At 64.8% G+C, this 25880-nt stretch carries 31 protein-coding genes and 1 pseudogene; 13 read left to right on the top strand and 19 right to left on the bottom strand.

Annotation, left to right across the window (positions count from 1 at the left end; genetic code table 11):
• Nucleotides 1-94 precede the first annotated feature (94 nt).
• From AB4Y73_RS09800 to AB4Y73_RS09760, 9 genes are all read right to left on the bottom strand, one after another.
• Nucleotides 95-1129 (bottom strand): HoxN/HupN/NixA family nickel/cobalt transporter, encoded by a 1035-nt coding sequence (locus AB4Y73_RS09800; RefSeq protein ID WP_441871241.1) that lies wholly within the window; start codon nucleotides 1127-1129, stop codon nucleotides 95-97.
• Nucleotides 1129-2088 carry an urease accessory protein UreD gene (locus tag AB4Y73_RS09795; RefSeq protein WP_441871240.1) on the bottom strand — a complete coding sequence of 320 codons (960 nt, stop codon included), beginning with the start codon at nucleotides 2086-2088 and terminating at the stop codon, nucleotides 1129-1131. Before AB4Y73_RS09795 ends, AB4Y73_RS09800 begins: the two co-directional genes overlap by 1 nt.
• Complete coding sequence (ureG, locus tag AB4Y73_RS09790) at nucleotides 2085-2702, bottom strand: urease accessory protein UreG (protein WP_441871239.1); 618 nt, start codon at nucleotides 2700-2702, stop codon at nucleotides 2085-2087. The genes AB4Y73_RS09795 and ureG overlap by 4 nt, the downstream gene beginning before the upstream one ends.
• 12 nt (nucleotides 2703-2714) lie before the next feature.
• Complete coding sequence (locus AB4Y73_RS09785) at nucleotides 2715-3395, bottom strand: urease accessory protein UreF (RefSeq protein WP_441871238.1); 681 nt, start codon at nucleotides 3393-3395, stop codon at nucleotides 2715-2717.
• Entirely contained in the window at nucleotides 3376-3858 is a 483-nt protein-coding gene (gene ureE, locus AB4Y73_RS09780; protein ID WP_441871237.1) for an urease accessory protein UreE, read from the bottom strand. Before ureE ends, AB4Y73_RS09785 begins: the two co-directional genes overlap by 20 nt.
• Before the next feature lie 10 nt (nucleotides 3859-3868).
• Nucleotides 3869-5629, bottom strand: coding sequence for an urease subunit alpha (gene ureC / locus AB4Y73_RS09775; protein WP_441871236.1), 1761 nt, complete (start codon nucleotides 5627-5629; stop codon nucleotides 3869-3871).
• Nucleotides 5626-5955, bottom strand: a complete 330-nt coding sequence (locus AB4Y73_RS09770) for an urease subunit beta (RefSeq protein ID WP_441871235.1) — start codon at nucleotides 5953-5955, stop codon at nucleotides 5626-5628. The genes ureC and AB4Y73_RS09770 overlap by 4 nt, the downstream gene beginning before the upstream one ends.
• Nucleotides 5956-5965: 10 nt before the next feature.
• Complete coding sequence (locus AB4Y73_RS09765) at nucleotides 5966-6268, bottom strand: urease subunit gamma (RefSeq protein ID WP_441871234.1); 303 nt, start codon at nucleotides 6266-6268, stop codon at nucleotides 5966-5968.
• 166 nt (nucleotides 6269-6434) lie between these two features.
• Complete coding sequence (locus tag AB4Y73_RS09760; RefSeq protein WP_441871233.1) at nucleotides 6435-6950, bottom strand: cupin domain-containing protein; 516 nt, start codon at nucleotides 6948-6950, stop codon at nucleotides 6435-6437.
• Nucleotides 6951-7029: 79 nt separating this feature from the next.
• Between AB4Y73_RS09760 and AB4Y73_RS09755 the strand changes: the two genes are divergently transcribed.
• The gene (locus tag AB4Y73_RS09755) at nucleotides 7030-7647 is read left to right on the top strand and encodes a TetR/AcrR family transcriptional regulator (RefSeq protein WP_441871232.1); all 618 of its coding nucleotides are present in this window, start codon (nucleotides 7030-7032) and stop codon (nucleotides 7645-7647) included.
• A gap of 13 nt (nucleotides 7648-7660) precedes the next feature.
• Here the strand turns inward: AB4Y73_RS09755 and AB4Y73_RS09750 are convergent, their stop codons facing one another.
• From AB4Y73_RS09750 to AB4Y73_RS09730, 5 genes are all read right to left on the bottom strand, one after another.
• Entirely contained in the window at nucleotides 7661-8362 is a 702-nt protein-coding gene (locus AB4Y73_RS09750; protein WP_441871231.1) for a hypothetical protein, read from the bottom strand.
• 358 nt (nucleotides 8363-8720) lie between these two features.
• Complete coding sequence (locus tag AB4Y73_RS09745; RefSeq protein WP_441871230.1) at nucleotides 8721-9083, bottom strand: cupin domain-containing protein; 363 nt, start codon at nucleotides 9081-9083, stop codon at nucleotides 8721-8723.
• A 185-nt stretch (nucleotides 9084-9268) separates the two neighbouring features.
• The gene (locus AB4Y73_RS09740) at nucleotides 9269-9559 is read right to left on the bottom strand and encodes a hypothetical protein (protein WP_441871229.1); all 291 of its coding nucleotides are present in this window, start codon (nucleotides 9557-9559) and stop codon (nucleotides 9269-9271) included.
• Between the two features lie 224 nt (nucleotides 9560-9783).
• Entirely contained in the window at nucleotides 9784-10839 is a 1056-nt protein-coding gene (locus AB4Y73_RS09735; RefSeq protein WP_441871228.1) for a 2,3-butanediol dehydrogenase, read from the bottom strand.
• A gap of 157 nt (nucleotides 10840-10996) precedes the next feature.
• Nucleotides 10997-11485 carry a hypothetical protein gene (locus AB4Y73_RS09730; RefSeq protein WP_441871227.1) on the bottom strand — a complete coding sequence of 163 codons (489 nt, stop codon included), beginning with the start codon at nucleotides 11483-11485 and terminating at the stop codon, nucleotides 10997-10999.
• Nucleotides 11486-11553: 68 nt separating this feature from the next.
• Here AB4Y73_RS09730 and AB4Y73_RS09725 point away from each other — a divergent pair, with 68 nt between their 5' ends.
• Genes AB4Y73_RS09725 through AB4Y73_RS09715 form a run of 3 tightly spaced genes read left to right on the top strand, consistent with a single transcriptional unit; the run spans nucleotide 11554 to nucleotide 13066 of the window.
• Nucleotides 11554-12000 (top strand): group III truncated hemoglobin, encoded by a 447-nt coding sequence (locus tag AB4Y73_RS09725; RefSeq protein WP_441871226.1) that lies wholly within the window; start codon nucleotides 11554-11556, stop codon nucleotides 11998-12000.
• A gap of 40 nt (nucleotides 12001-12040) precedes the next feature.
• Nucleotides 12041-12679 carry a helix-turn-helix transcriptional regulator gene (locus AB4Y73_RS09720; RefSeq protein ID WP_441871225.1) on the top strand — a complete coding sequence of 213 codons (639 nt, stop codon included), beginning with the start codon at nucleotides 12041-12043 and terminating at the stop codon, nucleotides 12677-12679.
• Between the two features lie 24 nt (nucleotides 12680-12703).
• Complete coding sequence (locus AB4Y73_RS09715; RefSeq protein ID WP_441871224.1) at nucleotides 12704-13066, top strand: DUF488 domain-containing protein; 363 nt, start codon at nucleotides 12704-12706, stop codon at nucleotides 13064-13066.
• Nucleotides 13067-13126: 60 nt separating this feature from the next.
• On the opposite strand, the gene AB4Y73_RS09710 is transcribed toward AB4Y73_RS09715, so the two are convergent.
• Nucleotides 13127-13864: a hypothetical protein gene (locus tag AB4Y73_RS09710; protein WP_441871223.1), complete on the bottom strand. Its 738-nt coding sequence runs from the start codon at nucleotides 13862-13864 to the stop codon at nucleotides 13127-13129.
• 153 nt (nucleotides 13865-14017) lie between these two features.
• Between AB4Y73_RS09710 and AB4Y73_RS09705 the strand changes: the two genes are divergently transcribed.
• From AB4Y73_RS09705 to AB4Y73_RS09665, 9 genes and pseudogenes are all read left to right on the top strand, one after another.
• The gene (locus tag AB4Y73_RS09705) at nucleotides 14018-14167 is read left to right on the top strand and encodes a hypothetical protein (protein WP_441871222.1); all 150 of its coding nucleotides are present in this window, start codon (nucleotides 14018-14020) and stop codon (nucleotides 14165-14167) included.
• A gap of 120 nt (nucleotides 14168-14287) precedes the next feature.
• Nucleotides 14288-15034: a DUF1206 domain-containing protein gene (locus AB4Y73_RS09700; RefSeq protein ID WP_441871221.1), complete on the top strand. Its 747-nt coding sequence runs from the start codon at nucleotides 14288-14290 to the stop codon at nucleotides 15032-15034.
• A 107-nt stretch (nucleotides 15035-15141) separates the two neighbouring features.
• Complete coding sequence (locus tag AB4Y73_RS09695; RefSeq protein ID WP_441871220.1) at nucleotides 15142-16731, top strand: alkaline phosphatase D family protein; 1590 nt, start codon at nucleotides 15142-15144, stop codon at nucleotides 16729-16731.
• A 344-nt stretch (nucleotides 16732-17075) separates the two neighbouring features.
• Nucleotides 17076-17810, top strand: a complete 735-nt coding sequence (locus tag AB4Y73_RS09690; protein WP_441871219.1) for a DUF5058 family protein — start codon at nucleotides 17076-17078, stop codon at nucleotides 17808-17810.
• Between the two features lie 16 nt (nucleotides 17811-17826).
• The gene (locus AB4Y73_RS09685) at nucleotides 17827-18558 is read left to right on the top strand and encodes a hypothetical protein (protein ID WP_441871218.1); all 732 of its coding nucleotides are present in this window, start codon (nucleotides 17827-17829) and stop codon (nucleotides 18556-18558) included.
• A gap of 48 nt (nucleotides 18559-18606) precedes the next feature.
• Nucleotides 18607-19854 (top strand): amidohydrolase, encoded by a 1248-nt coding sequence (locus AB4Y73_RS09680; protein ID WP_441871217.1) that lies wholly within the window; start codon nucleotides 18607-18609, stop codon nucleotides 19852-19854.
• A gap of 98 nt (nucleotides 19855-19952) precedes the next feature.
• Nucleotides 19953-20951 carry an Lrp/AsnC family transcriptional regulator gene (locus AB4Y73_RS09675; protein ID WP_441871216.1) on the top strand — a complete coding sequence of 333 codons (999 nt, stop codon included), beginning with the start codon at nucleotides 19953-19955 and terminating at the stop codon, nucleotides 20949-20951.
• 158 nt (nucleotides 20952-21109) lie between these two features.
• Nucleotides 21110-21268, top strand: a pseudogene (locus AB4Y73_RS09670) (PH domain-containing protein); the annotation flags it as partial.
• 12 nt (nucleotides 21269-21280) lie between these two features.
• Entirely contained in the window at nucleotides 21281-21856 is a 576-nt protein-coding gene (locus AB4Y73_RS09665; protein ID WP_441871215.1) for an HNH endonuclease, read from the top strand.
• Nucleotides 21857-21971: 115 nt separating this feature from the next.
• Here the strand turns inward: AB4Y73_RS09665 and AB4Y73_RS09660 are convergent, their stop codons facing one another.
• The 4 genes from AB4Y73_RS09660 to AB4Y73_RS09645 form a co-directional block, all read right to left on the bottom strand.
• Entirely contained in the window at nucleotides 21972-22295 is a 324-nt protein-coding gene (locus AB4Y73_RS09660; RefSeq protein WP_441871214.1) for a putative quinol monooxygenase, read from the bottom strand.
• 74 nt (nucleotides 22296-22369) lie between these two features.
• Nucleotides 22370-23542 (bottom strand): Gfo/Idh/MocA family protein, encoded by a 1173-nt coding sequence (locus tag AB4Y73_RS09655; RefSeq protein ID WP_441871213.1) that lies wholly within the window; start codon nucleotides 23540-23542, stop codon nucleotides 22370-22372.
• 63 nt (nucleotides 23543-23605) lie between these two features.
• Nucleotides 23606-24427, bottom strand: coding sequence for a sugar phosphate isomerase/epimerase family protein (locus AB4Y73_RS09650; protein ID WP_441871212.1), 822 nt, complete (start codon nucleotides 24425-24427; stop codon nucleotides 23606-23608).
• Nucleotides 24428-24895: 468 nt separating this feature from the next.
• The gene (locus AB4Y73_RS09645; RefSeq protein WP_441871211.1) at nucleotides 24896-25879 is read right to left on the bottom strand and encodes an ABC transporter permease; all 984 of its coding nucleotides are present in this window, start codon (nucleotides 25877-25879) and stop codon (nucleotides 24896-24898) included.
• Between the last annotated feature and the right edge of the window lies 1 nt (nucleotide 25880).

Raw genomic sequence — 25880 nt, 5'->3', positions numbered from 1 at the left:
GCGCACAAACACCGCAGCCAGGGCAATGGCCGTCGTCAGGACTCCGGAGTAGCCGAGGAGTCAGGGGGAAATGTTGTTCAGGATCGCTTGGCCCTCATGTGGCATGTCGCCGCCTCAGCAGAACGGCACCAACCCACACAGCGGCAAACACAGCAACCAGAGCCAGCCCGGCATCCCCAAGGTCGATTCCGGCAAGCCACGTGATGGCGGGCTGGTCCAGCCCCAAAGCGTTGACCAGCCCGCCCAGCGTGATGACTGCAACGAGCAGTGCGGACAGCGAGGATAATCCGGTGATCACGGCGTTGAACCCAAGCCGGCGTTGGGGGTTTTCCATGGCTGACTTGTACAAGCGCATCATGGCGATCCCGTTCAGGGAGTCGCACAGGGTCATGGCTGCCGCGAACGCCAGCGGAATGGTCATCAGGGCGAGTGGCGAGACTCCGGCGAGCGTGGCGGCGGTGGTCATGACCAGCAGGCCGATGGTGGTTGCTGTGTCGAAGCCTAAACCGAACAGGAAGCCAATCAGGTAGATGTTCCGGGGGCGCTCCACCTTGGCCAGGGGTTTGGCTAAAAGCCGGGCCATGAACCCATGGGACTCCAAATCCTCCTCGTGGACATCCCCTCCTCTGGCAGCCTTCCGGTACGCCTGGGCTGCTTTGAGGAAGGCCGAGCCGTTGAAGATGCCCATGAACAGCAGGAAGAGTCCGGATACTGCGCTGCCGATGAGCGCCAGCACCAGGTTGCCGGTGGTGCCCGTTTCCATCAGCTGCCCCGCCAGTGCGACGCCGGACACCACCAGCAGGCCAGCCAACACCACCACAGAGCTGTGGCCCAGGCTGAAGGCAAATCCCACGCTGACAGGGTCTTTGTGCTGCGCCACGAATCTGCGGGTGGAGTTATCGATGGCGGACACATGGTCCCAGTCGTAGCTGTGCTTAACTCCGGCTAAGTAGGCGGTGAGGACCAGCCCCAGCGCAAGCGGCTGAGCTGCGGCACTGCCGATCACCAGCAGCACGACGGCGGTGCAGTGGAGCAGGATGACGGCACCGGCAACGACGAGCACGCGGGTCTTCGCCGGCAGCTGCTCGCGTTGCCGGTACATGACAGCGAAATCGCCAAGCGTGGCCATCAGTACTTCCGGAGGTTCAGGGGCGACTGCCCGTACCAGCGTTCGCGCAGCAACCCGGTGCAGGCTTGCAGGAGGCGGTTGAGTTCCCCGGTGCTATTGGACAGGGACCGCAGAACGAGCCCCGCCGTCCCGGCAGCCTTGGCCGTCAAGGACACGCCGGTGTGGGCGTCGTATCCTGCGGTCAGCGTGTGGAGTTCATCCGCGAGGGCCTGGTCCACCCGTCGGTCTACTACGATCAGCGAGCCCAGGTGGCTGAAGCCCTCCATGAAGCCCATCCCGGTGACATCGCCCAGCGGGGGCCGGATGAGCAGGTTGTCCAGCGCCAGCAAGTGCGTGCCGTTGGGGCCGGCGACGTGGATCTCATTCCTGAGCCGCAGTTCCTCGTACTTGAACGAGGAACCATCCGGGGACCAGCCGGGAGTCACCACTTCAGCCATGATCAGGCTCGACGTCGGGCGCAAAGTTACGTGCGTATGTTGCCGATAGCGCGCCTCGCGATAGGCAATGAGCTGATCCGGCGCCAGCTCCAACTGCGCGCCGTCCCCCAGCCGAAGGGTCATCCGCTGCTCAGCAAAAGACCCCGGAGTCCGATAAACCTTGGTCGCCGACTGTGTAGTCAACAACAAAGAAGCCCCCTCCTGGACTTCCACGTCAATAAGGAAAAGGTCCGCCCCCAAGTACGCTCCGCCAGGGTTGACCATGACATAACAAACCTGCCCGGACTCATCGAGATAGTGCGGCCGAAGGACTCGCAAAGCGCCCTGATGAAATTGCCGGGAAGCAATGGATCTTCCGCGGCGTTGGGTGATGACGAGCTCAAGCACCCCGCGAGGTGAGTCAAGCGCAGAGGCGGCGGAGCCGGATATTGGGGGCCGCGGCGTGGTGGGCACCGCGAAGCGGGCACGGCCCCCAATATCCGGTGAAGCCGCCGGAGGGATTACGGCCGCCGTCGTGCTCATGTTGCCAGGTCGAGCATCAGGACGTCGCGCCGGACCCAGTTGACCACGGCATCCAGCCCTTCGTCCGTCTTCAGGTTGGTGAAGCAGAACGGCTTGTCACCGCGGAATTCCTTGGAGTCCCGTTCCATGACGGACAGGTCGGCGCCGACGTGGGGGGCGAGGTCGGTTTTGTTGATGATGAAGAGGTCGGACTTGATCATGCCCTGGCCCGCCTTCCGGGGGATCTTTTCGCCCTGGGCCACGTCGATGATGTAGATGGAGAAGTCGACGAGTTCGGGGCTGAAGGTGGCGGAGAGGTTGTCGCCGCCGGATTCGACGAAGATGACCTGGAGGTCTGGGTGTCGGGCCTTGAGTTCCTTGATGGCCGCCGTGTTCATGGAGGTGTCTTCGCGGATGGCGGTGTGCGGGCAGCCGCCGGTTTCGACGCCGATGATTCTGTCCTCCGGGAGGATCCCGTTCGCCGCCAGGATTTTGGCGTCTTCGATGGTGTAGATGTCGTTGGTGATGGCGGCCATGGAGATCTCACCGCTCATGTGGCGGGTCAGCCGCTCCACCAGCTGGGTTTTACCGGCGCCCACCGGACCGCCGATACCGATAATGATGGGTTCAGTCATGGTGTCCTCCTGTTAGCTCATGAACATGCGGGCACGTTGCCGCTCGTGCCGCATCTGCGAAATTTCCAATCCGGGGGTCATGGCCCCGAAGTCGTCCGGCGTCAGGTGCCCGATCCGCTCGACGGCGGCAGCGACGTCGTCGGCCGCTCTCCCGAGCAGCCGCTGCCCGGCGTTCTGGCCGAGCGGAATGGCCCGAACCGCGTTCTGAGTCAGCGACGTGACGGCGGCGAACAGGTACGCGGCGAGCGCCTCCGCCGGCGGCACGCCGAGGGAACGGGCGACGACGGCGAACGCCAACGGCTGGTGGCCTGCGGCGCGGCCTGTGGTCACCAGGTCGCTGTACTCCGCCAGCTCAGGCGAAGGGAAGACCTGGGAGCCGATCTCCAGCAACCTGCCGCCCATGGTGATGCTGGCCTCGCGCACCTGCCGGGGAAGGAGCTGCGCCGTGAGTACGGCATCCAGCTCCGCGGCAGGAGTTCCCTCGTAGAGCAGGCGGATGGCCATCCCGTCGGAGTAGGTGAGCTGCTGGCCGATAAAGGCGGTGAGCCAGTGCCCAAACGAGTCGGCGTCGTGGATCAGCCCGCGCTCGATGTACGTCTCGAACCCCAGCGAGTGCGCAAACGCCCCCGTCGGAAGCGCGGAGTCCGTCAGCTGCTGGAGCGCAAGCCGGTAGCTAGTGCGAGTGTTCGGCATGGCGGAAAGGAACAGGCATGACGCGTTCCTGCCGGTCGTAGGGAACTCCGACGTGTTTGAGGTAATCCTCCACGGTGTGGTCGTAGGCGCAGACCATGACCTCGGCCCCGTACTCGGACCCGGCGTCGAAGAACTGGGCCTGCAGGTGCCGGTTGCCCAGGGAGTGCGCCACGATTCCCATCTCATGGATGGACCTCGGTGCGATCACCAGGACGTCAGTGGGCAGCACGGACACCACAATCATGTTCTTGTCGGCCACATGCAGGATGTCACCGTCCCGCAGGTCAGCAGAACCTGCGGGCAGGCGGATGCCGATCTCCTTGCCATGGTCGGTGGTGACGCGCTGGATCCGCTTGACCAGCTCGGCGCTGGGCAGGACCACCTTCTCGCGGTGCAGGCCCGCATACTCCCCCGAATTCGGCGGCAGCTCGTGCAGGTTGCCCAGGACCTTTTCGATAATCACAAATTCGCTCCTAGAAGAGGAAGTAGCGCTGGGCCATTGGCAGGACGTCGGACGGTTCGCAGGTGACGTCCTCGCCGTCGACAGTCACTTTGTAGGTTTCCGGGTCCACCTGGATGTCCGGCGTCGCATCGTTGTACTTGAGGTCCGCCTTGGTGAGGGAGCGGATGCCGGAGACCGGCCGGATGACCTTCTCCAGGCCCAATTCCCCCGGTACGCCGGCCTCGATCGCTGCCTTGGACAGGAACGTAATGGATGACTGTTGCAGCGCCTTCCCCAAGGTGGCGAACATCGGCCGCATGGTGCGGGGCTGCGGGGTGGGGATGGAGCCGTTGGAGTCACCCATCAGGGCGTAGGCGATCTGGCCGCCCTTGAGCACCACTTCGGGTTTGACGCCGAAGAACGCGGGGTCCCAGAGCACCAGGTCCGCGAACTTCCCCACTTCAACCGAGCCGATGGAGTCCGCCATGCCCTGGGCAATCGCTGGGTTGATGGTGTATTTGGCGACGTAGCGCTTGAGGCGGAAGTTGTCGCTCTCCGCCCCTGCACCGTTCGCAGCACCGTGGGTACCGCCGTCGGGATCCTTGAGCACGCCGCGCTGCCTCTTCATCTTGTCCGCCACCTGCCAGGTCCGTGTCACCACCTCGCCCACGCGGCCCATGGCCTGCGAGTCGGAGGAGGTGATGGCGAAGATGCCCAGGTCCTGGAGGACGTCCTCGGCGGCGATGGTCTCGGCGCGGATGCGGGAGTCTGCGAACGCCACGTCCTCGGGGATGGCCGGGCTGAGGTGGTGGCACACCATGAGCATGTCCAGGTGCTCTTCGATGGTGTTGCGCGTGTACGGAAGCGTCGGGTTGGTGGAGGCCGGCAGGACGTTGGGCAGGCCGGCGATCTTGATGATGTCCGGCGCGTGGCCCCCGCCGGCACCCTCGGTGTGGAAGGTGTGGATGACCCGGCCGTCGATGGCGCGGATGGTGTCCTCCACAAAGCCGCACTCGTTAAGGGTGTCGGTGTGGATGGCCACCTGGACGTCGTACTCGTCGGCCACCTTCAGCGAGGTGTCGATGGAGGAGGTGGTGGCGCCCCAGTCCTCGTGGACCTTCAGCCCCACGGCGCCTGCCCGGATCTGCTCAGCCAAAGGCTCGACGGCGGACGCGTGGCCCTTGCCGAACAGCCCGATGTTGATGGGAAGCCCCTCCACCGCCTGCAACATGCGCTGGATGTGCCATTTGCCCGGCGTAATGGTGGTGGCTTTGGTGCCTTCGGCCGGGCCGGTGCCGCCGCCCACCATGGTGGTGATCCCGCTGCAGAGTGCGGTGGGGACCTGGTCCGGGGAGATGAAGTGGATGTGCGTATCGATGCCGCCGGCGGTGAGGATCTTCCGCTCACCGGAGATGATTTCGGTGCTGGCTCCGATCACGATGTCCACACCGTCGCTGATCTGTGGGTTGCCGGCCTTGCCGATCTTAAAGATGTGGCCGTCCTTGAGGGCGACGTCGGCCTTGTAGATGCCCGTGTAGTCCAGGATGACGGCGTTGGTGATGACAGTGTCCGGAACGCCTGCGCCCTGGACGTTCCCGTCCCGCGTCACCTGGCCGTTCTGGCCCATGCCGTCACGGATCACCTTGCCGCCGCCGAACACTACTTCCTCGCCATAGACGGTGAGGTCCTTCTCGATCTCAAGGAACAGGTCCGTGTCAGCCAGGCGGATGGCATCACCCGTCGTCGGGCCGTAGAGGTCCGCGTACTGCTTGCGGGGAATTTGGAGGCTCATTTGTTTGCTCCTTCGGTCTTGCCGAGTGGCCCGTTGACGGCGTTACTCAGCCCGTAGACCTCGCGGTTGCCGGCGAGTTCGATCAGCCGGACAGACCTGCTGTCGCCGGGCTCGAAGCGGGCGGCGGTGCCTGCAGGGATGTCCAGCCGGCGGCCGTATGCGGCGGTCCTGTCGAAGTCCAGTGCCGAGTTCGCCTCTGCAAAGTGAAAGTGCGAGCCCACCTGGACGGGCCGGTCACCGGTGTTGGTGACCACGACGTCGATCGCCTCGCGCCCCGAATTCAGTGTCACGGGTTCGGACCTGAGGACGTATTCTCCGGGAATCATGGGCGTGCTCCTATCGGATGGGATCGTGAACGGTGACGAGCTTGGTGCCGTCCGGGAACGTGGCCTCGATCTGGACGTCATGGATCATCTCGGGCACCCCCTCCATGACGTCATCGCGGGTGAGCAGCGTGGTTCCGTAGCTCATCAGGTCCGCCACGGTCCGGCCGTCACGCGCACCTTCAATCAGTTCGTAACTGATGAGGGCCACGGCCTCGGGGAAGTTCAGTTTCAGGCCCCGGGCCTGCCGGCGACGCGCGAGGTCGGCGGCAACAACGATCATGAGTTTTTCCTGCTCCCGGGGCAAAAGATGCATAACTTCTCCTTCATGAAAAGGTTCGGGGCCGCAGAAGCCGTACGTCAGATCCCTCAGGGCCTGGAACAGCCGGGGACGAGCGGAGCAGCCTTTACGGTTATATGCCCTAGAGCAACGATCACGCAATCGCCGAGGTCGCACCCGTAGGACGCCCGGGGCCCTTCCCCTAGCCCATCGGGGGGTTCAGGCCGTAACGGGCGATGATGCCGGGCAGCCACGGCGCCTCGCCGAACTGGAGACCGTATTCGGCTGCCAGTTTACCGATGGCTTCCGGGTCCGGCGGGTTCCCGGATTCAAGCTGATCGGCCAGCCCCCAGAAGAAATGCTCGAACCCGGCAGGACTGATCACTTCGATCATCCGCGCCGGGACTTTGCCCGCGTTCCACATGGTGTGCAGCTCGCCCCGTGGCTTGGTGATGTAGCCACCGGCCCCCAGCACTGCCTCCCGCTCACCGGAGCGGAATCCAATCTCGCCTTCGAGGACGATCGAATACTCATCCTCACGCGTGTGCAGATGCGGCGGAACCAAAGCCCCCACCGGGAACGGGTGCTCCACGATGGAGATCTGCTGGTTGGTATGTTCGCCGAACAACTTGAAGACAACCCCGATTGTTCCGAGACTGCCCTGCCGTCCTCCTCCTGGCTGCACGACAGTAAGCCGCGGAGCCTCCTCAGCGTCCATGACATTCCACCCTTCCTATTTCGATATACAATGGTGTATAGCGAAATTATCCAGCCGACCGAGGACCGGTGTCAACAGTTTGAGTGAACAGGGTAGTTCAACGAAATCCCGTCGCTACCAGATGGACAAGCGTGCCGAGCAAGTGGAAACGACGCGTCAGCGGATCGTGGATGCGGCGGTCGCCCTCCATGGATCGGTCGGCCCAGCCCGGACCACCATTGCGGGCGTGGCCGAGCAGGCCGGGGTGACTCGCCTGACGGTCTACCGGCATTTTGCCGATGACGACGCGTTGTTCTCTGCCTGTTCGGCACATTGGCTATCACAGCAGCAACTGCCGGACCCGGCTGCTTGGTCCGAGCTCGCGGACCCGCTAAAGCGCCTGCACGCAGGCCTGACGGACCTCTACCGGTTTTATCGTGACGGCGAGCCGATGCTCAGACGCATCTATGCCGATTGGGCCGCCCTTCCGGAAAGGCACCGCGCAGAGCTCGAAAAGCGCAACACCCTTTTCTGCGGACGGCTCCTGGAGCCGTTTCCGGAAACAGACGGCGGCCGGTTGCCCGCGGTCGTCGCCCATTCGGTTTCCTTCTGGACCTGGCGGTCCCTCTGCCATGACAACGGGCTTTCAAATGCAGACGCCGTCCAAGTCATGACGGACTTAGCAGCAATGACGGCTGGCCTGCGGCAGCCCTGCTGAATGTTGACCTGTCCTACTTGAGGCTGAGCACCTCATCGATCGGCCGGCCGTTGACGAACACCCGTGCGCTCGTGGCCGCGGACGCAGCCATGGCGGTGTACTCCAGCTGCGCCTTCGCGCGCGGGATGTCACACACGCCTCCGAGCATGAACTGCCCGGAGAGGTAGATGGTGATGGTGCTGCCGTCCAGCTCGCCGCCGAGGTACGTGAGGCTCGACTGGTACAGCACGTTCACGAGCCCCGACATGCCGACGTCGCGGCTCTTGTTTGCGAGCAACACCCCGATGCTGGGGCCAACCTGATCCGTGAAGCGGACCGGGGCAGTGGACGTAACGACGAGGCTGTCACCGCAGCCGATCCTGGGCCCCGAGATCCCGTTGTCGCCGATGGCCACGTAGTAGACCGCCAGCGGGGCGACCTGCTCCGGGAACCCCGTAAACGTAGGCTCCGGCGTCGGTTCCGGGCTCGCGGTAGCGGACGACGGCGGGGCGGTCGCCGTCGGGGGTGCGGTCACCGGTGCGCTGGTCGACGCAGTCGGGCCCGCCGTCGCGCTGTTGCTTTCGGTCGCGCTCGGCGCGGCGGACGAGGTGGCTAACGAGGTGGGGGCGCCGGAGCTACTCGTGGGCGCCGGGGTCGGCGGGCCGAAACACCCTGCGAGCGCGAACAGGGCGCAGACCCCAAGAACGCTGAACGCCGACAGCCTGGGCCTGGTCATGATGCCCCCTCTGAGTGCGGGCCCGGTTTTGTGGGCCCACCTGCAACTTACGCCGGACCTGCCTCCCGAAACAGGGCCTTAAGTCCGGTGGCGGGTGGCATCTCCTAGGTGCTGTTGCCAAAGTCATTACGCACCGATATCCAAAAGGTCCGCCACGCAGCTGGAGCTTGCCTTTTCTTTCCGCGCCCAGGTAAGTCCCGGAAAGATTGCGCCCCATGGTCGCCGGTAAGGCGAAGAGAAAGAAGAAGGGGCCCGCAGCCCTGGCGCGGGCTGACAGAAGCCGCCCCTTTGAGGGAGCGGCTTCAGTTTGAGGTTATGAACACAATGCCGAGGTGACGCCAAGAGGAACCTTGGTGCTTCAGCGTTTGGCGTAGTCGGCGAATCCCTGCCAGTCGATGACCACGCAGGGCTCGTCTCCCAGTATCCAGGCGTCATGCCCTGGGGCCATGATGCCGAAGTCGCCGGGCCCGTATTCCATCTCTTCGCCGTCGTCCATGACCACTTTCATCCGGCCGGAAACGAAGTACCCCATATGGGATGCTTGGCAGCTCTCCGTTTTGGCGATCGGCTTGACGTGCTCGGACCAGCGCCATCCGGGCAGGAACGTGGCGCGGCCAACGGCGCCCTTTTCCATGTTGACGAGTTGAAGCTGGCCTTTATCACCTTCGAAGGGGCGGGTCTCCTCGGGCGAATCCAGGCTCATGCGAACTAGATTTGGCATTTCATCTCCTATGGGACGGTGGTGCTTTGCGTGGCGGGTGCCGCTGAACAACGCCGGCGGGGCCTCGATGCCCACGGCGGGGAAGGAGATGGAACCCCGCCAGTGAGGCAATTCTCCGCCTGCTCATGGGCCCCCGCAACAACTTTTTGGAAGGGCCGCTGCCCATCAGAGCGCTTCTTCGGCCTTCAGTTGTTGAGGCTGTTGGCGGTCACTTCGAATTCCTCCACGGAGACGATTTGCGTGTTGTCCGCCTCGCTGGTCTCCTGGCGGATCTTGGTTGCGTCCTGCCGGGTGGCAACCATCGCTTCCTCGGTGTCCCACAGCGTAATGGAGAGGGCCTTGTCGGTCTCCTTGCCGTTCAGATAATAGATTCCCCTGCACCCCGGAAGCTGGAGCACCTTGGTGATGATGTCGTCCGCTGGTGCGTTCCTGAGCGTATCGGGGCTGGTCTTGTAGGTGCTGATTCTGGCGAACATCGAACTTTTCCTCCGTCTTGGCTGGATGGAGCCGCCAGGCAGGCCCGGGTCACCGGTACCCGTCAGTCCGGCAGGAACCCTCTCCTGCCGGGCGGCAGGACTGGAGTACCTTTCACCAGTTAGGACCCGACTCCTGCCGAACGCAAGGCCCCAAACCCGCTCTTATTGAGGCACTCCTTAAGGCCGGGCTACCTCGCCGATGGGACGGTTGAAACGGCTGTCCCTTACGGATGCACCAGCACCTTGACCGCCGTGTCCTTGTGATTGATGAGGGTGTCGAAGCCCTGCTCCACCAGGTCATCCAGCGCGATCCGGCCGGTGATAAAGGGCTTCAGGTCCACCTTGCCCTCCTGCACCATCTTGATGACGGCCGGATGGTCGCGGACGTAGGCGATGGTGCCGCGGAGGTCGATCTCCTTCAGCACCAGCTTCTGCATGTCCACCGTGGCCGGAGCACCCCAGATTGAGACGTTGACCACCACGGCACCCGGCCGGACGGCGTCGAGCATGGTGTCCAGCACGGCGTTTACGCCGGCGCACTCGAACGCGACGTCGGCACCCGTTCCGCCGGTGAGTTCGCGCACCCGCGCCGGAACGTCCTCCTGGCTCGGGTCCAGCACGTGGTCCGCAACTCCGCTGGAGGTGGCCTTCTCCTTCCGGGCCTGAGTGAGTTCGCTGATGATGGTGGTGACGCCCATGCCTTTGAGGACGGCCGCCGTGAGCAGCCCGATGGGCCCCGATCCGCCCACCACGGCGACGTCGCCGGCCTTCGCGCCGCTGCGGGCCACGGCATGGTGTGCCACGGACAGCGGTTCGATCAGCGCGGCCTCGTCCAGGGGAATATCGCCGATGGGATGCACCCACCGCTGGTCCACCACAATCTTCTCGCTCAGCCCTCCCCCGCCGCCGTCGAGCCCGATGAAGCCCATCTGCCGGCACAGGTGGTAGCTGCCCGCCTGGCACATGTCGCAGTCGCCGTCCACGAAGTACGGTTCGACGACGACGTTGTCCCCCACCGCGAGCCCCTCCACCCCTTCTCCGACTTCAGACAGAGTCCCGGAAAATTCGTGCCCGAGGGTCACCGGGGCTTCCTCGTGGGAGAGCGGGTGCCGATGCCCGGGCGCGGGGACGAAGATGGGGCCCTCCAGGTATTCGTGCAGGTCCGTGCCGCAGATGCCGCACCACGCGACGTCGATCTTCACTGCCCCGGGCCGGATCTCCGGCTCCGGGATGTCCTCGATGCGGATGTCCTTGCGGGCGTGGAAACGAGCTGCCTTCATGGTGGATCCTTCCATTCGGTGAACGTGGGTGTCCTCGCAGGGGCCCGGGCTTATGGGCACCCGGAAGCACTGGGACATCCTCGCACCGGATGGTGAAGTGCGGTAGGGACCTTCGGTCCGGGTGGAATGGCCTGCCTGCCTTCCAGAGGAGACGTCCTCAGCTGGATCCGGCGCGCAGATGGGCCAGGACCAGTCCGACAGGGATGCTGACAAGAAGTACGAGGTAGAAAGCCCGAACGAGCACGGCCGCGGCGGGCCGCCGCGGCTGCCGGGTTCCGGCGACAGCGAGCACCAGCCCGGCCGCCAGCAGCAAGCCGCCCGCATCGGTGATGACCGGAATGGAAACCAGCGCACCGGTGACCACCAGGGCGTTGCCGACGTTCCAGCAGTAGAACAGCACCCACTGCCGTGCCACTGGGAGCTGTGCGGCTCCGAGCACGAGGCGCTGCCTGCCGATGGCACATTGGGCCACGCCGCAGACGAGCACCAGGTAGGCGGCAAGCCAGCTGCCGCGGTCGAAGTGCAGGGGGCCGGTGACGGCGGCGACCAGGCCGCCGAGCACAATAAAGCCGACGCCGGCCGCGTAACCGGCCCGTTCCGGGACCCTGTTCATGCCAGGGTCGCGGTCGGGGACTGCAGCCATCATTCATCCTCCATGCTCTCGAATGTGCTTTAAAACTAACACCAACATTTTTATTCGCTTACACTTGGACCATGAACGGAGACCTGAAGGACCGGTCGGATGTTGCCAAGCTGGTTGAGGAGTTCTACCGGCGCGCCTTCGCCGACCCGCTGATCGGACCCATCTTCACCCGGATCGCCAAGATGGATCTCGCCCGGCACCTACCGATCATGTGCGACTTCTGGGAGACCGTGCTCTTCCGTTCCGGCCTCTACCGGCGCAACGCCCTGCAGGTGCATCTGGACCTGAACGCCCGTTTTCCGTTGCATCAGGAACACTTCGAGCGGTGGCTGAGCTTGTGGATTGAGAACGTTGACGCGCACTTCGCGGGCGAGAAAGCCGAGCTTGCCAAGGTCCAGGCCATGCGCATCGCCGGGTCCATCCACCGGCGGCTTCAAGGCCGTTCCGGCAGCGATTTCGAGACCCTGAGGCCGCGCCGGACCCGCGAGGAGGAACCGGCGGATGCCCGCGGGATCTAAAGCGGCGCCACATGCCGGGCGTTCAGCTCCGGGCGGCACCGTGACAAACGGGACCTACCACGCCGCTCTGGCATCGCCCACGCGGCGTCGCGTCCTCGACATCCTGGCCGGCTCCGCCGAGTCCCTGGATGCGCAGGGCATCGCCAGCGTGCTGGAACTGCATGTTTCCACCGTCCGGTTCCACCTCGACCAGCTGGAAGAGGCGCGCCTTGTCCGGCGCGAACCCGGCGGTGACAGGCGCCGCGGCCGCCCGCGCGTGCTGTACACGGCCGTCCACGAAGCCGAGGGCGCAGAGGGTTCACGGGAGCAGCTGATCGAAGTGCTCGCCGGAGCCCTCGCAGGCACGGACGCGGACCAGGGCCGCAGCAGCGCCATCACAGCCGGCCGCGGCTGGGCGCGCGGGCTCCTGGCCGAACGCTCCGGCTCCGTCGATCGGCGCAGCGGGCTCCTTGAAGTCCTTGACCGGCTCGGCTTCGACCCTGCGCAGGAAGGTGACGCCGTCCGGTTGCGGGCGTGCCCCTTCCGCGACGCCGCAAGGCGGCACCCGCAGGTTGTATGTTCGGTCCACCTCGGACTCGTGCAACAACTGCTCGACGGTGACCACGACGGCGGCGGTCCGCCGGAGGTACGGCTGCTCCCCTTTGTTGAACCTGATCTCTGCGTCATCACCCTGACCTAAAGCATGTCGGAGAGGAGGATGGAAGTGTCGACCACAACGGATGTTCAGGCGCGCAGGGTCTATGACGCGGCCAGGGACGACGACGGCACGAGGGTTCTGGTGGACCGCATCTGGCCCCGCGGGATGACCAAGGCCAAGGCGGCACTCGACGAGTGGTGCAAGGACGTCTCCCCGTCAACGGAGCTGCGCAAATGGTACGGCCACGACCCTGCCAAGTTCCACGAATTTGCCCAGCGCTACAAGGGCGAGCTTGAAGCTCCGGCCCGGAGGCAGGCGCTTGACCATCTGCGCGAGCTTGCCAAGGCCCAAAGGCTGACGTTGTTGACGGCCACCAAAGCCGCCGGCATCAGCGAGGCCCAGGTCCTGGCTGATCTGATCGGACGGTAGCAACCTAAGTCCGGCCAGCCCTGGAGCACGAGCACCCCGGCAGCTGGCGCGGCGACTACTTTAGGGAACCCCGGCCGCCCGTTCCGCCTCCGCCAAGGACTGGGAAAACCTGTCCACAGCCTGCTTGTAGCCGGCCGGGCTACCTGTGGTTCGCTGCTGGTCGGCGGCGTGCATGGCCCGGATCATGGCCGCTGTCGTCGGGAGTGCCATATCGGACATGGCGGGGTAATCGAACTGCAACTGCGGGTCCACCTCGTAGCTGAGCCACCGCCGCTTCAGCAGATCGTGACGGTCGGCAGTCCGCCCGTATTCCCTGACATCGGCGAGGGACAGGTGCGCCAACAACCCGGCGTCGACGCCCGCCGCGAGGGACACCGTCCTGACTTCCTCAGATTGGCGGCCAAGTGCCTCTTCGGTCCCCAGTTCCAAAGGGGTAACGCCCTTTTGGATGAACTGGGCGTTGTACTGGTAGGCCTTGATCTCCGTCGGTGTCATGGAGTCCAGATCGCCGGGAGATTTCCGGGCCAGCTCCCTGGACCCATATCGGCTCGCCACGCTGCTCCTTGGTACCGGGAAGAGGTACTTTCCGGCCACAAACCCGATGGCGATGGCAATCCAAAACGCCAAGGTAGGGAAATCCAGCCATGACGCCAAGACTGCTGCGCCCACAGTGCATGCGGCATGGCCACCCGAAAAGATGACCTTTGTCTTGCCGAGCCGGTACACACGGCGGGGACGGTCCAGTTGCTTCTCGTGGAATGCCTTGAGCGTGGCAGTCCATTCACCGGCGTTGCTCACCAGTCACTCTCCTCAGTCATGATGACGGCGTCACTGCCGTCGGACGCTGACACCGGAGACGTGCTGCTGCTCGGCCTGGCCGCGGGCAAACCCGGACACCGGTGTAGGACTTGACCGGTACGGCCCCCCAGCCCAAAGATACCCTTTCGGTGGATGGAACAACGCTCCTTTGGCTCGCCGGCCCGCAAGGACGGAGACTTCCTGCCCGGCCTCATGATTCAAAAACACCTCCGCATCTGTTTTGACGGCGCGCCCGGATCTAGACTGAAGCATTCCGCGATGCTGCCGGGCTGGCGCTGCTGAACGGGCAACTTAAGAGCATGTGGACGTTGGGAAGGGCCGGCCATGGGTAGTGCCTCAGACAAAGCTAACCGGGCAGCATCCGAAGCGGCCTCAGCAAGCCGAAGCCCAGCCTTACAGGCCTTGGCCCGCGCCGGATACGTCTTCATCGGTCTCGTCCACATCTTGATTGGCGTCATCGCCCTACGGATCGACAGGGGGCAGGGCGGCCAGGCCGACCAGTCCGGCGCCATCGGTTCGATCGCCTCGAAACCGGGCGGCCCGCTACTGCTCTGGGCCGGGTCCGGGGCGTGCGGGGCCCTGGCGCTGTGGATGGTCAGCGAGGCCTTCTTAGAGGCCCGCATTGAAGCGGATTCGAAGAAGAAGATGCAAAAGGCAGGCGCGGCGGCAGGGAAGGCCGTAGTCTTCGGCTTCCTGGCCTTTATCTTCGCGGTCTTCGCCTCGGGCGGCAGCAAGAACTCCAGCCAGTCGGCCACTGACTTCACGGCCAAATTAATGGCAGCGCCTGCCGGAGTAGTGCTGCTGGTGGCAGTTGGCCTCGCAATCGTCGCAGTTGGCGTCTTCTATGCCTACCGCGGCATCAGCCGGAAGTTCATGGAAGACCTGCAGGACCCAGGCAACGCCCGGACGGCCGTCGAGTGGATCGGAACCATCGGCTACGCCGCCAAGGGAGTGGTCCTCGCCGTCGTCGGGGTTTTGATCATCATTGCCGCAGCCACCGCCGATCCGTCTAAATCCTCGGGCCTGGACGGCGGGCTGAAAACCCTGGGCTCCCAGCCGTACGGAGGGTTCCTGCTCGCCGCCATCGCGGCCGGGCTGATCTGCTACGGCGCCTACTCGATGGCCCGCGCCCGGTATGGAAAGTTCTAAAGTTCCCGCCGAACATAGACCGGACTCAACAATCCTTGTCACGCAGTTAACCGCGTATTCACATCGCCATCAAGACCCGTCCAACCGGCCTCCCTATGGTCGAACCCATGGACAACATTTCACGCAGATCCCTCCTTTCCGCCGGCCTTGGCGCCGGTCTCGTCGCCGCCCTCCCGGTTGCCGCGTTCGCTACGTCAACAGCGGACGACGCCGGCCTCCGCACCGATCCGTTCATGCTGGGCATCGCCTCCGGCGAGCCGTGGCCGGACGGCTTCGTCATCTGGACCCGGCTGGCGGTGGACCCGGTGGCCGAGGACGGCCTGGGCGGCATGCCCTCCCGCAACGTCGCTGTGCAGTGGGAAGTCGCAGAGGACGCGAGCATGCGCACCGTAGTAGCCCGCGGCGTCGAACATGCCCGGATCGAAACCGCGCACTCCGTCCACGTGGAGCTGAAGGGACTGCGCCCGGGGCGCGAGTACTTCTACCGGTTCCGCACCGGCAAGCACATCAGCCCGGTGGGGCGCACCCTGACCAGCCCGGCGCCGCACGAGACGCCGGCGGCGCTGGCCATGGCGTTCGCCAGCTGCGCGCAGTACGAGCACGGCTACTTCACCGCCTACCAGCGGCTGGCGCAGGACCACCCGGACCTGGTGCTGCACCTGGGCGACTACCTGTACGAGTACAAGAAGGACAGCTACGTGATCGGCGGCGGCAACCCGCGCGACCACGCAGGTCCGGAGACCGTCAGCCTGGCCGGGTACCGGCAGCGGCACGCGCAGTACAAGGCCGACGCCGATCTGCAGGCAGCGCACGCGGTCGCGCCGTGGCTGGTGGTGTGGGATGACCACGAGGTGGACAACAACTGGGCGGACGAGGTCCCGGAAAACAAGGACGCCGGCCAGCTCAACGACACCACCGAGCACTTCCGGCAGCGCCGCGCCGCCGCGTTCCAGTCGTACTACGAGAACATGCCGCTGCGCGCCTCCACCGTGCCCGCAGGCGCCGACATGAAGATCTACCGCAACCTGCAGTGGGGCCAGCTGGCCAACTTCCACATGATGGACACCCGGCAATACCGGGACGACCAGCTCGCCGGTGACGGCTGGAAGAAGAACGTGGCAGAGCGCCTGGCCGAGGACCGCACCATCACCGGCGCCGAGCAGGAGAAATGGCTGCTGGACGGGTTCAAGAACTCCACCCAGCGCTGGGACATCCTGGGCCAACAGGTCTTCTTCACCGAGCGGGACCGGAACAAGGCGCCCGAGATCGACGACGTCTCCATGGACGGGTGGGACGGCTATGCCGCCTCCCGCCGCCGCATCACCCAGGGCTGGGTGGACGCCAACGTCCGTAACGCCGTGGTCCTCACCGGTGATGTGCACCGCAACTGGGCCAACGACGTCAAGGTGGACTACAAGAACCCCGCCTCCCCAGTGGTCGGCTCCGAACTCGTGTGCACCTCCATCACCTCCACCGGCAACGGCAACGGCTCAACGGCCGATCCTGTGATGGCATGGAACCCGCACCTGAAGTTCTACAACGACAACCGCGGCTACGTGAACACCAGGATCACCAAGGACGCGATGACCGCAGACTTCCGGACCCTGGACTACGTCACGACGCCGGGCGCACCCGTTTCCACGAAGGCCTCGTTTGAGATCCGGGACGGGGTGCCGGGGCTGGCGGCCAAGGGCTAGCTCCTGGCGGCCCTCCTGAATTGAGCCCGTCGAAGCCCCCGTCCATGTCCGCCCGGCCGGGGGCTTCGCCGCGCGCATCCAATAGTGAGAGAGCGTCAGCAAAAAAACCCGCATTAAGTGGGAGAGCGTTGGAGGGACGGGATCCAACATCTGCCCGGACCGGACACTCCTGAACGGACCGGCCCGACCGGCCAGCACCCGTCTTTATCGACATGAATATAAAAAAAAGGTTGACTTTCGGACATCCAAAGCCGTTTCATGGTTGAAATAGGTAATGATGCAGATCACAGACATGTTAGATCGACATCACACCTGACCCATCACTGAAACCTCTAGGAGTGCGGATGCACCGCTTCGCAGTAGACCCGGGTTCGACCGACATCAGCCCCGTGTCTTTCCACCCCGTCCTCTGGATCTGCGCGGCAGCCGTGTTCGCGGTCATCGTGCTCCAGTCCGTCATCTACCTCCGGGCCATCCGCAAGGCCGCCGGATCGGTTAACCTCACAGACGAGCAGGTCATCGGCTCGGTCCGCCGCGGCGGCATCGCCGCGATCGGCCCCTCGCTCGCCGTCGCCCTCGTCGCGGTCTCACTCTTGCCGCTCTTCAGCACACCGGCCGTGCTGACCCGCATCGGCCTCGTCGGCTCCGCGGCGTTCGACGTCGCCGCCGCAGGCCTGGCGGCCCAGTCGCAGGGCGCGCAGCTGGGCGGCCCCACCTACACCCAGAAGGTCTTCGCGATCGGCTTCGCCGCGATGACCCTCGGCGGACTCGTGTGGATGCTCACTGCGCTCATCCTCACCCCCATCCTGGCCAAGGGCGACAAGACCCTGCGCAAGGTCAACCCGGCCGTGATGACCGTGGTCCCCACGGCAGCGATCCTCGCCGCGTTCATGACGCTCGCGTTCACCGAGACCACCAAGTCGGGGGTCCACGTCCTCGTGCTGCTTGTCTCTGCGGTGGTGATGGGCCTGTGCATCGCCGGTGCCAAGTATTTCGACAAGCCATGGCTGCGCGAGTGGGGCCTGGGCATCGCCATCTTCGTGGCCCTCGCCGCCGCCTTCCTCGTGACCGCCAAGTAGCCCAGGAGTACTGATCATGTCCTCTAAGACCGCATCCCTCACCGGGCTTGCCCAGTTCGAGCGCACCACATCAATCTGGGGCCCCATCACCCTGGGCCTTGGCTTCCTCGTCTCCCTCGCCGCCGCGCTCTTCGCCGCGTTCGGCACCGGCCTCGGCATCACCGGCCAGGAGGTGTGGACCGCGTTCGGCATCGTCTTCGCGACGTTCGGCATCATCGCCGTGGTGGAGCCGATCTCCTACTACCCCATCCTCGGGCGCTCCGCCATGTACCAGGCGTTCATGATCGGCAACATCGCCAACAAGCTGCTCCCGTCCGCGCTGATTGCCCAGACGGACCTCGGCGAGAAGCCGGGCACGCGCCGGGCCGAGCTCATCGCCGGCGCCGCGATCATCGGCGCGGCGGCCGTCCACATCCTCTCGCTCATCGTCTTCGTGGGATTCCTCGGCACATGGCTCCTGGGTATTCTGCCGCCGGGGCTCATCGCAGTGGCCCGCCTCTACATCCTCGCCGCGGTCTTCGGCGCCGTCACGGTCCAGGCCGTGGTGTCGATGAAGAACGCGCGGACCACCATCATCGCCGCCGTGGTTTCGGCCATCGTTGTCTACGGCGTGATCCGGCTCGCGCCCGCGCTGACCAACTACGCAACCGCGGTTTCCGTCGTCGCCGTGATCATCGTTGCCTGGTTTGCGCGGAAGCGCACCGAGGTGGACACGGCCACCGGAGCGCCGTCGTCCATCGGACACTGATCCCCGCGAGCCGAACGCAACCGAACCTGACTGACACGAAAGGCCATCATGACTGACACCGCCGCCACCGTAGCCCTCGCCACAGGCATCGAGGTCCCCGCGGGCTTCGTCGCCGAGCACGTCGAGATGTACAAGGGCTACCACCGGGCACCGGAGCTGTCCTCGGAGGAGCACCGGACCGCCGAAATGATCGAGGCCCGGCTGACCGAGCTGGGAATCGAGCACTTCCGCTCAGGCGGCACCGGCGTCGTCGGTCTCCTGACCAACGGCGAAGGGCCAGTGGTCGGTTTCCGCGCGGACACGGACGGCCTGCCCATCGCGGAGGACACCGGCCTGGACTACGCGAGCACCGACGTCGGCACCCTGCCCGACGGCAAGGAAGCGCCCACCATGCACGGCTGCGGCCACGACACCCACATCACCGCCGCCCTCGCCGCCGCGCAGTACCTCACGGCGAACCGCGACGCGTGGCACGGGACCGTGGTGCTCCTCTTCCAGCCCGGCGAGGAAACAGCCTGGGGTGCTAAGGCAATGGTCGACGACGGCCTCTGGGACCGCGCGCCGCGCCCCGACGTGGTGCTCGCCCAGCACGTCATGCCCGTGGAGGCGGGAAAGTTCTGGCTGCGCGCCGGGAACATGGCGAGCCTCGCGGATTCGTGGCGGATCACCGTCCGTGGCCGCCAGGCCCACGGATCGCAGCCCGAGAAGTCACTTGACCCGATCGTGGCCGCGGCCTCGATGGTCCTGCGCCTGCAGACGATCGTCTCGCGCGAACTCGCCCCGATCACGCCGGCCGTGGTGACTGTCGGCACGTTCCACGCGGGCCTGAAGGAGAACATCATCCCGGAGACCGCCGAGTTCTCCGTCAATGTCCGCACACCCGACGAGGACGTCCGCGCCCACGTCCTGGGCTCGATCCGCCGCATCGTCGCCGCCGAGGCCGCCGCCTCCGGCATCGACGAGCCGGCGATTGTGGAGATCAACCGGTTCCCGCGCCTCTTCAACGACGCCGGGCACACCGCGCGGGCCGCGGCCGCGCTGACCGCCGGCTTCGGCCCGGACGCCGTCATTGAGTCGCCGCTGGGCATGGGCTCGGAGGACGCCGGCTGGCTCGGCGACGCGATCGGCGTCCCCGTGGTTTTCTGGGCCTTCGGCGCGTTCCCCGCCGCGGCGTTCACCGACGGCAAGGCCCCGGCCGGCAACCACTCGCCACAGTTCGCGCCTGACGCCGAGCTCGCCGTGGTCAATGGCACCGGCGCCGCGTTGGCGGTGCTGCTGGAGTACCTGGCCAAGTAGGTGAGGGACGACGGCGGGTTCCCACCCGCCGTCGTGCTTCCGCCCTATGAGCGGGAGCCTGCCGGGGCGAGGGCCCCGGACATGGAAGGATGAAGCGCATGCTCGACGACCTTGACCGCCAGATTGTGGCAGCCCTCATCCGCAATGGCCGGGCGCCGTGGCGGCTCATTGCCGAGGTGCTTGGGCAGCAGGAGCGCACCGTGGCCCGCCGCGGCAACAGGCTCCTCGCGTCCGGGGAGGTGCGCGTGCAGTCGTTCCCGAGCCCCGCGGCGCTGGCGCCGGTGGACCTCTACATGCTCCGCGTCGCCGCCGCCCCATCCGCCGTTTCGTTGGTGGGGTCGTGGCTCGCCGAGCGGCCCGAGACGCACTGGATCAGCGCGCTGTCCGGTGCAAGCGAGTGCATCGTGGAGCTCTTTCTTGAGCAGGACGCTGTAGGTCCGTTCCTTTACGACGAGCTCGCCGCGCTCGACGGCGTGAGGGACCTCTCGCTCGAGCCGATCTTTGAGTACTACCGCACGGTTTCGGGCTGGCGGCCGGATGTCCTTACCGCGGAGCAGTACGAGGCACTCAGCCCCTCCGAACTCCCGCATTTCGCCACGCGGTATGCGGAATTGGGCAAGTCGCGCCTCGACGAGCCGAACCGGGACTTCGCCGAGCTGCTGCGCGCCAATGGCCGGATCACCATCGAGGAGCTGGCCGCCGGCCTGGGCGTGTCCAAGGCGACCGCGAGCCGGCGGCTCGAGGCACTCATCGCCGACGGTGCCGTGTACCTGCGCGCGGTCCTCGACCCGGCGTCGATCGGATATCCCGTCGAAGGCCTGCTGACCGTACGGGCCGGGGCCCCCGCGCTGGACTCCGCTGGACGGTACATCGCGGATCTGCCAGCGACGCGGTGGGCCGCCAACGTCTCGGGCCGCATCCTCGTCCAGACCGCCACCCGGAGCCTCGCCGAGCTGCGCGGGGTGATGGAAGGAATCGCGGCGCGTCCCGGCGTGACGGGCGTGGACGTCTCGCTCTTCGCCGGGATCTTCAAGCGCAGCACCGTTGCCTACCGCGACGGGAAGCTCCCGCCGATTGGAGTAGAGGCTAGCGCGTAGCGGGCTTCCCCAGCGTCGCGCTGTTAGCTCGCGGCTTCCCTGATATTTACGTTGAGCCCACTATCCGGGTGGTAATTCCAAGAGACACTGAAAGCGTCCCAACTGTCTCGCTGCGTGCCATCCAGCGCCCTAGTGGTGCCCATCTGGTCGGATATGGCAACATGTGGTCCTCCGAGAATGCCGGGACGTTCGACCTGGACGCTGAATTGGAGCTGTGGACACGGGCCGGCCACATCAAGATCAAGGTGGGCAAGAAGACGGACATTCGGCGCCTGGACATGCTGATCGCCCATTCGGTTCTGGGTACCTTGCACTGATCGGGTAGGGCAATGCTTGAACTGAAGCGCATCTACTGGACCCGCCAGGCTCTGCGTCTGGCATACTCGGCTGTCATGTTGTGGTTGGGCGTCTCTGTCGCCCTGGCTTTCATTCCGAAGGCGAAGGTCATAGCTCACCCGGGAGTCTCAGGTGTGGGTGACATTTTCCGGGGGATGATGGACGCTGCACTGGCTGCCGCTGCCCTGCCCGGAGCATTCCTTATGGTCCTGGTCATCATTGCGGTGGTTCTCCGCACCCGGGATGTCCGGCGCCGGGACCCGGTGAGGCGGTTCAGCCGCCAGCAACGCCGCGAGGGCATGGCCCGGGCCGGCGCGCAGTGTGAAATGGAAGCAGGCTTCCGGCGGCGGTGTTCCCGCCCCGCGGAGCACGGCGACCACTTTTATCCCTGGTCCAAGGGCGGATCCACCAGCCTGCAGAATTTTGTCGCCGCGTGTGCCCGGTGCAATCGGGCTAAGGGAGCCCGGCTTCCTTCACCGGGTCAGCAGGCGCGGTTAGAACGACGACGGCGGAGCTACGTCACGCCCCACGGTGCCGTCAGCGTCGGCGAACGGCAGCCGCTCCGCTAAATGATTGCTGCGCCAAGAACTCCACGCAGCGCTCGGACATCCTGGCCCAGCAGAGCACGCCGTAGCTGGGTGTACGGGCGGGGCATTCGGCGTCCTTCCGCGTGAATGTGAATGGTCAGCTGAGACGGGTGAGGGGAGTTACGGAGAACGGCCCGACCAGCAGCAGTTCCGATCCCTTCACGAAGTCCTTGACATGGGTCTCTTCGTTATGAGCCGCGAGGTCTTCTCGACGAGCCCATCCCTCGATGAGGACGAACGTACCGGGTCTCTGATCATCGGAAAAGACTGTGTACTCCAAGCAGCCAGGGTCTTTTCGGCTTACTGCCTGCAGGGCACTGAGTGCTTCTTGAAGGTGGGTTTCGTGCCCTGCTTTGGCGATGAAGACTGGCATAAGCCAAACTTCATCCGTCTCCTGCGGGGCTGGAAGGGTGTTTGGCATTTGTCCGTCCTTGGGGTGTTTGTTTGAATCCGCGGGAGGGACGGCTCGGCGCCGCCCCTCCCGGAGTGCTCAGATCAAGCGTTGATTTGCGGGACCTCGACCCAGGATTCTTTTGCAGCGGATTCGACGATCGCGTCGTCGATGAGGGCGACCTGGTAACCGTCGGCAAAGTTGGGGCTTACGCTGCCGCCTTCTGCGATGGCTTTGAAGAAGTCGTAGGCCTCGATGATCTTCGTTTCGCCGTAGCCAATGCCGAGAGCAGGAATGGGCCAGAGATTTTCGCCGTAGGGATGTGCGGGGCCGGTGTAGACGGTGCGGAATCCGCGGCGATCAGCCTGGTCGGACGCGAAGCAGACCTGCAGTTCGTCGCGTCGTTCGTAGTTGAAGACGATGCTGCCTTCGGTTCCATGGATTTCGAAGGTGATGTAGTTGTTCCTTCCATGGGCGTTGCGTGTAGCCTCCACGGATCCGACGGCTCCGTTTGCGAAGCGGATCATGGTCATGACTTCATCATCGACGTCAACCTTGCCCCGCGGGCCTTCCCCGCCCCGTACGGTGCCGAGCGCATCCGCCCCGCTGGTCTGGAGGGGGCGTTCCGGGATCCAGGTCGACAGGACGGCATTGACGGCGCTGAACTCGCCGACCAGGTACCTTGCCATGTCAATGACATGCGTGGCGATGTCGCCAAGGGCGCCGGAACCTGCGATGGATTTCTGGAAGCGCCAGGACAGCGGGGAGTTGGGGTCGGCGCTCCAGTCCTGCAGGTAGGTGCCACGGAAGTTGAGGATTTGTCCGATTGACCCTTCCTCGATGTATTTCTTTGCCAGGGCAACTGCGGGGGTGCGCCGGTAGTTGAAGGCGACCATGTGGACGATGTTCTTGTCTTTGACAGCGTCGTACATCGCTTTGGATTCTTCGCCCGTACGTGCCAAGGGCTTTTCGCAGATGATGTGCTTGCCTGCTTCGGCGGCGGCGATGGCAATTTCGGCGTGGAGATGGTTGGGCGTGGCGATGTCTACGACGTGGATGTCTGGATCGTCAATGATGCTGCGCCAGTCTGCGGTGGAGTTCTCGAACCCGAAGCGGCGGGCCGCTTCCGCGGCGAGATCCGGGTTGGCTTCAGCGATGACTTTGCGGACCGGGAGTGCCGGTGCAGGCCAAAAGAACATAGGCATGGCGGCATAGGCCAGGGAGTGGGCCTTGCCCATGAAGCCGCCTCCGATGAGGCCAACGTTGAGGTTTTGCATGTGGATCTTGTTCCTTCCGGAAGGCGGGCAGTTTGCCGTCTGTGGCAGTCCCTGCGTTGAAAATTAGTGAGAGAGGAGCTTTTCCAGGTACTTCTTGCTGAGGGCTGCGGCTTCTCGGGGATCACCGTCGTAGTTGTCGAGTTCGACCATGAGCCAGCTGTCGTATCCGCTTTCGCGGATCGCGGCGATGATGTCCGGGAAGTCAAGTTCACCCTGTCCCAGGGGCAGGAAATTAAAGGGGTCCTGCTGGAAGTCCTTGAGGTGGACGTGCTGGATCCTGTCGGAGTACTTCCGGATAACTGCAGCCGGGTCTGCGCCGCCGGCTGCAAGGTGGGCGGTGTCCGGGCAGAAGCCGATCCGGGTGAGCGGCATCAGTTTGTCCAGTTCCTCCGGGCTTTCAACAATGGTGCTCAGATGCGGATGGTAGCTTGCCGACAGGCCGAAGCTTTCTGCGATGTCCGTTACGCTGTCCAGAGCCTCACCGAGGCGTTGGTAGTCCTCGTCAGTGGTTCCGGCGGCCCGGCGTGCCCCACCTCCTACTACGAGCCGTTCTGCTCCAAAGTTGTCAGCCAATTCGGCGGCACGGTGGATCCGGTGCAGCTCGTCGGGAAGTATGTCGGCGTAGATGAAGTTCGCGCCGGTATATACGCTTGTTAGTTCGACTCCGGCGGTATCCAGGATTTCCTTGAGTTCTTCTGGCTTCTCTGCGTATTCCGCGAGGTTGCCGTCAAACATTTCAACACCTTGGTAGCCGACTGATGCGATGTCCTGGACTGCTTGCCGCATGGACCCGTGGGTCATGTAGAAAAGGTCCTTCACGCTGGTCACACCTTGCGGGTGGCCGACGACGCCGCCCCAGGTGATGGAACAGTAACCGAGTTTCATTGCTTCTGCCTTTCAGCTGCTGAGGAAGACTTGAGTGATCCGGTGAGGTTTTCTGTTTGGGGAACTTCGACCCACGTCTGCTGCGCAGCCGAGGTACGACTGCATCGGTAATGAGGGCTGCCCGTAGTCCGTCCCGGAATGTGGGCAAGCCGTCGGGTTCTTGACCGTGGACGGCCGCATGTATGTCCCCGACGAAGGCCTTGAAGCTGTCCTGGTATCCCTGGGGGTGGCCGGGGGGGGAAGTTTGGCGTACCGCCGGCCGCCCGGTGTTGTGAGTGTTTGCGGGCCGACCGGGATTTCGGAACTTGAATCAATGCGGCCCACATGCAGGGTGTCCGGCCGTTCCTGGTTGAAGCTGAATGACGCTTCGGTTCCGTCAAAGGAGAACCAGAGGCGGCGCATGGGCGTGGACAGAACCCATGAATCCTGTTCCGATAATTCCGGCCCGTAATTGGAAAGTCACCGGTGCTACTTCTTCCGGGCCATAGCGACGGCCAGGATGATGATTGCGCCGCGGACCACCTGCTGCTGGCTGCTGTCGAGCCCTGCGAGGATCAGTCCGTTGTTGATCAGGCCGATCAGCAGGGCGCCGAAGAGGGTGCCGATGATGGAGCCGAACCCGCCGAAGAGGCTGGTTCCACCCAGGATGACGGCAGCGATGGCGGAGAGTTCGTCCCCCGATCCCCACTGGAACCGTCCGGACTGGAGGCGGCCGGCGTAGAGCATGCCGGCGACGCTTGCCGCCATGGCAGAGATGAGGAGCACCTGGAATTTGATGCGCTTGGTGTTGATGCCGGTGAACTCTGCGGCGTTGCGGTTGCCTCCCGTGGCCAGGACCTGGCGGCCGAACCTGGTGCGGTTCAGCACGACGGCGCCGATGGCCACGAAGATGGCGCTCCAGACCACCAGCCCCGGAACTGGGCCGAAATTGCCGGATCCGAACAGCATGTTGAATGTGTCGTTCAGGATCGGCTGGGGCGCCGAGGCGGTGATCCATTGGGCGACGCCGACGGCTATCCCCAGCATGCCGAGTGTCACCAGGAAGGACGGGATGCCGAGGAGGCTGACAAGCGCACCGTTGATCGATCCGACGACGAGCCCGACGGCGAGGCCCGCCAGGATGCCCGGAATCAGTCCCCACTGGGACAGGGCCATCGCGGCGCAGACGCTGGAGAGGCCAGCCACGGATCCGACGCTCAGGTCGATCTCCGCGCATGCGATCACGTAGGTCATGCCGACGGCGATGACGGTGATGGTGGCTGTCTGCCGGAAGATGTTCAGGAGGTTATTCGGCGACAGGAAGCCTTGGTCGCGCAGCAGAATGGCGAAGAAGATGAAGACGACGACGAAGCCGATGTAGATGACGTAGCGCCGCCAGTCGAGTTCTTTCAGGACGGTGCCGAAATTGCGGGCCGCGGTGTCCCGCGGCGCGATGGTGTTTGCCTTGCTCACT

The sequence above is a fragment of the Pseudarthrobacter sp. TAF60_1 genome (assembly GCF_052113505.1).
Lineage (GTDB): Bacteria > Actinomycetota > Actinomycetes > Actinomycetales > Micrococcaceae > Arthrobacter.
The sequence above is the reverse complement of the archived record's forward strand: the minus strand, read 5'-3'. Positions and strand labels throughout refer to the sequence as shown.

Excerpts from the sequence above, each read along its gene's own strand:
- AB4Y73_RS09800 (WP_441871241.1), bottom strand. The coding sequence starts at position 1,129 with ATGGCCACGCTTGGCGATTTCGCTGTCATGTACCGGCAACGCGAGCAG.
- AB4Y73_RS09795 (WP_441871240.1), bottom strand. The coding sequence starts at position 2,088 with ATGAGCACGACGGCGGCCGTAATCCCTCCGGCGGCTTCACCGGATATT.
- ureG (WP_441871239.1), bottom strand. The coding sequence starts at position 2,702 with ATGACTGAACCCATCATTATCGGTATCGGCGGTCCGGTGGGCGCCGGT.
- AB4Y73_RS09785 (WP_441871238.1), bottom strand. The coding sequence starts at position 3,395 with ATGCCGAACACTCGCACTAGCTACCGGCTTGCGCTCCAGCAGCTGACG.
- ureC (WP_441871236.1), bottom strand. The coding sequence starts at position 5,629 with ATGAGCCTCCAAATTCCCCGCAAGCAGTACGCGGACCTCTACGGCCCG.
- AB4Y73_RS09770 (WP_441871235.1), bottom strand. The coding sequence starts at position 5,955 with ATGATTCCCGGAGAATACGTCCTCAGGTCCGAACCCGTGACACTGAAT.
- AB4Y73_RS09765 (WP_441871234.1), bottom strand. The coding sequence starts at position 6,268 with ATGCATCTTTTGCCCCGGGAGCAGGAAAAACTCATGATCGTTGTTGCC.
- AB4Y73_RS09760 (WP_441871233.1), bottom strand. The coding sequence starts at position 6,950 with ATGGACGCTGAGGAGGCTCCGCGGCTTACTGTCGTGCAGCCAGGAGGA.
- AB4Y73_RS09750 (WP_441871231.1), bottom strand. The coding sequence starts at position 8,362 with ATGACCAGGCCCAGGCTGTCGGCGTTCAGCGTTCTTGGGGTCTGCGCC.
- AB4Y73_RS09745 (WP_441871230.1), bottom strand. The coding sequence starts at position 9,083 with ATGCCAAATCTAGTTCGCATGAGCCTGGATTCGCCCGAGGAGACCCGC.
- AB4Y73_RS09740 (WP_441871229.1), bottom strand. The coding sequence starts at position 9,559 with ATGTTCGCCAGAATCAGCACCTACAAGACCAGCCCCGATACGCTCAGG.
- AB4Y73_RS09735 (WP_441871228.1), bottom strand. The coding sequence starts at position 10,839 with ATGAAGGCAGCTCGTTTCCACGCCCGCAAGGACATCCGCATCGAGGAC.
- AB4Y73_RS09730 (WP_441871227.1), bottom strand. The coding sequence starts at position 11,485 with ATGATGGCTGCAGTCCCCGACCGCGACCCTGGCATGAACAGGGTCCCG.
- AB4Y73_RS09725 (WP_441871226.1), top strand. The coding sequence starts at position 11,554 with ATGAACGGAGACCTGAAGGACCGGTCGGATGTTGCCAAGCTGGTTGAG.
- AB4Y73_RS09705 (WP_441871222.1), top strand. The coding sequence starts at position 14,018 with ATGGAACAACGCTCCTTTGGCTCGCCGGCCCGCAAGGACGGAGACTTC.
- AB4Y73_RS09695 (WP_441871220.1), top strand. The coding sequence starts at position 15,142 with ATGGACAACATTTCACGCAGATCCCTCCTTTCCGCCGGCCTTGGCGCC.
- AB4Y73_RS09690 (WP_441871219.1), top strand. The coding sequence starts at position 17,076 with ATGCACCGCTTCGCAGTAGACCCGGGTTCGACCGACATCAGCCCCGTG.
- AB4Y73_RS09685 (WP_441871218.1), top strand. The coding sequence starts at position 17,827 with ATGTCCTCTAAGACCGCATCCCTCACCGGGCTTGCCCAGTTCGAGCGC.
- AB4Y73_RS09680 (WP_441871217.1), top strand. The coding sequence starts at position 18,607 with ATGACTGACACCGCCGCCACCGTAGCCCTCGCCACAGGCATCGAGGTC.
- AB4Y73_RS09675 (WP_441871216.1), top strand. The coding sequence starts at position 19,953 with ATGCTCGACGACCTTGACCGCCAGATTGTGGCAGCCCTCATCCGCAAT.
- AB4Y73_RS09665 (WP_441871215.1), top strand. The coding sequence starts at position 21,281 with ATGCTTGAACTGAAGCGCATCTACTGGACCCGCCAGGCTCTGCGTCTG.
- AB4Y73_RS09660 (WP_441871214.1), bottom strand. The coding sequence starts at position 22,295 with ATGCCAAACACCCTTCCAGCCCCGCAGGAGACGGATGAAGTTTGGCTT.
- AB4Y73_RS09655 (WP_441871213.1), bottom strand. The coding sequence starts at position 23,542 with ATGCAAAACCTCAACGTTGGCCTCATCGGAGGCGGCTTCATGGGCAAG.
- AB4Y73_RS09650 (WP_441871212.1), bottom strand. The coding sequence starts at position 24,427 with ATGAAACTCGGTTACTGTTCCATCACCTGGGGCGGCGTCGTCGGCCAC.